Raw genomic sequence first — 1,200 nt, 5'->3', positions numbered from 1 at the left:
AGGCCCGTGGCATTGATGTGGCCCACGCCGGTTTCTACCCCAACGTCGACCTGGTGGGCAGCCTCGGCTACGTCGCCACCGGCGGCGGAATGCTGAGTTTCCTGACCGGCAAGAAACTCAACTACACCGCCGGCCCTGCCATCAGCCTGCCGATCTTCGACGGTGGCCGCCTGCGCTCGCAACTGGGTGAAGCCAGCGCCGGCTACGACATCGCCGTCGCGCACTACAACCAGACCCTGGTCAACGCGCTCAAGGGCATCAGCGACCAGTTGATCCGCCGCGAGTCGATGGACAAGCAGCAAGCCTTCGCCGCCGAATCCGTGGCCTCGGCGCAGAAAACCTATGACATCGCGATGATCGCCTACCAGCGCGGCCTCACCGACTACCTCAACGTGCTGAATGCCCAGAGCCTGTTGTTCCGCCAGCAGCAGGTGCAGCAGCAGGTCCAGGCTGCACGCCTGAGTGCCCACGCCGAACTGGTGACCGCGTTGGGCGGTGGCCTCGGTGCCGGCAGCGATGTGCCTCAGGACAGCCAGACCTTACCGAGCAAGACCCCGGCGGCCCTCGCCGTGTTTGATCACTGAGTAGGATGCGATGACTCCCTTGCCTGCACCGCTGCGCTGGTTGCACTCGCTTGAGTGGCGCCGTGGTTTCTTCGATTGGGCACGCAGTGACGGCGTGACCTGGGTCTATATCTTCAAGGTGCTGATCGCGGCCTTCCTGACGCTGTGGCTGGCGATGCGCCTGGAATTGCCGCAACCGCGTACCGCGATGATCACCGTCTTTATCGTGATGCAACCGCAAAGCGGCCAGGTGTTCGCCAAGAGTTTCTACCGCTTCCTGGGCACCCTGGCGGGCTCGGCGGTGATGGTGTTCCTGATCGCGTTGTTTGCGCAGAACACTGAACTGTTCCTCGGTTCGCTGGCGATCTGGGTCGGCATCTGCACTGCTGGCGCGACCCGCAATCGCAACTTTCGCGCCTACGGTTTTGTGCTGGCCGGCTACACCGCGGCGATGGTCGGCTTGCCGGCCCTGGCCCATCCCGACGGCGCGTTTATGGCGGCGGTGTGGCGAGTCCTGGAAATCTCGTTGGGGATTGTCTGCTCCACGCTGGTCAGCGCCGCGATCCTGCCGCAAACCGCCAGCGCTGCGATGCGCAACGCCCTGTACCAGCGCTTCGGTGTGTTCGCGCTGTTCGTC

The 1,200-nt window shown here is 64.2% G+C and carries 2 protein-coding genes; both read left to right on the top strand.

Annotation, left to right across the window (positions count from 1 at the left end; translation table 11 throughout):
- Positions 1-584: TolC family protein (locus HX846_RS36660; RefSeq protein ID WP_178967396.1), on the top strand; the 584-nt coding region annotated here is incomplete at its 5' end.
- 10 nt (positions 585-594) lie between these two features.
- Positions 595-1,200 (top strand): FUSC family protein (locus tag HX846_RS36655; protein ID WP_178967395.1); only part of this gene is annotated, 606 nt, incomplete at its 3' end.

The sequence above is a fragment of the Pseudomonas sp. K5002 genome (assembly GCF_013386655.1).
In the GTDB taxonomy this organism is placed as follows: Bacteria; Pseudomonadota; Gammaproteobacteria; order Pseudomonadales; family Pseudomonadaceae; genus Aquipseudomonas.
Note: the sequence above shows the minus strand (reverse complement) of the source record. Positions and strands in the feature narration are given on the sequence as shown.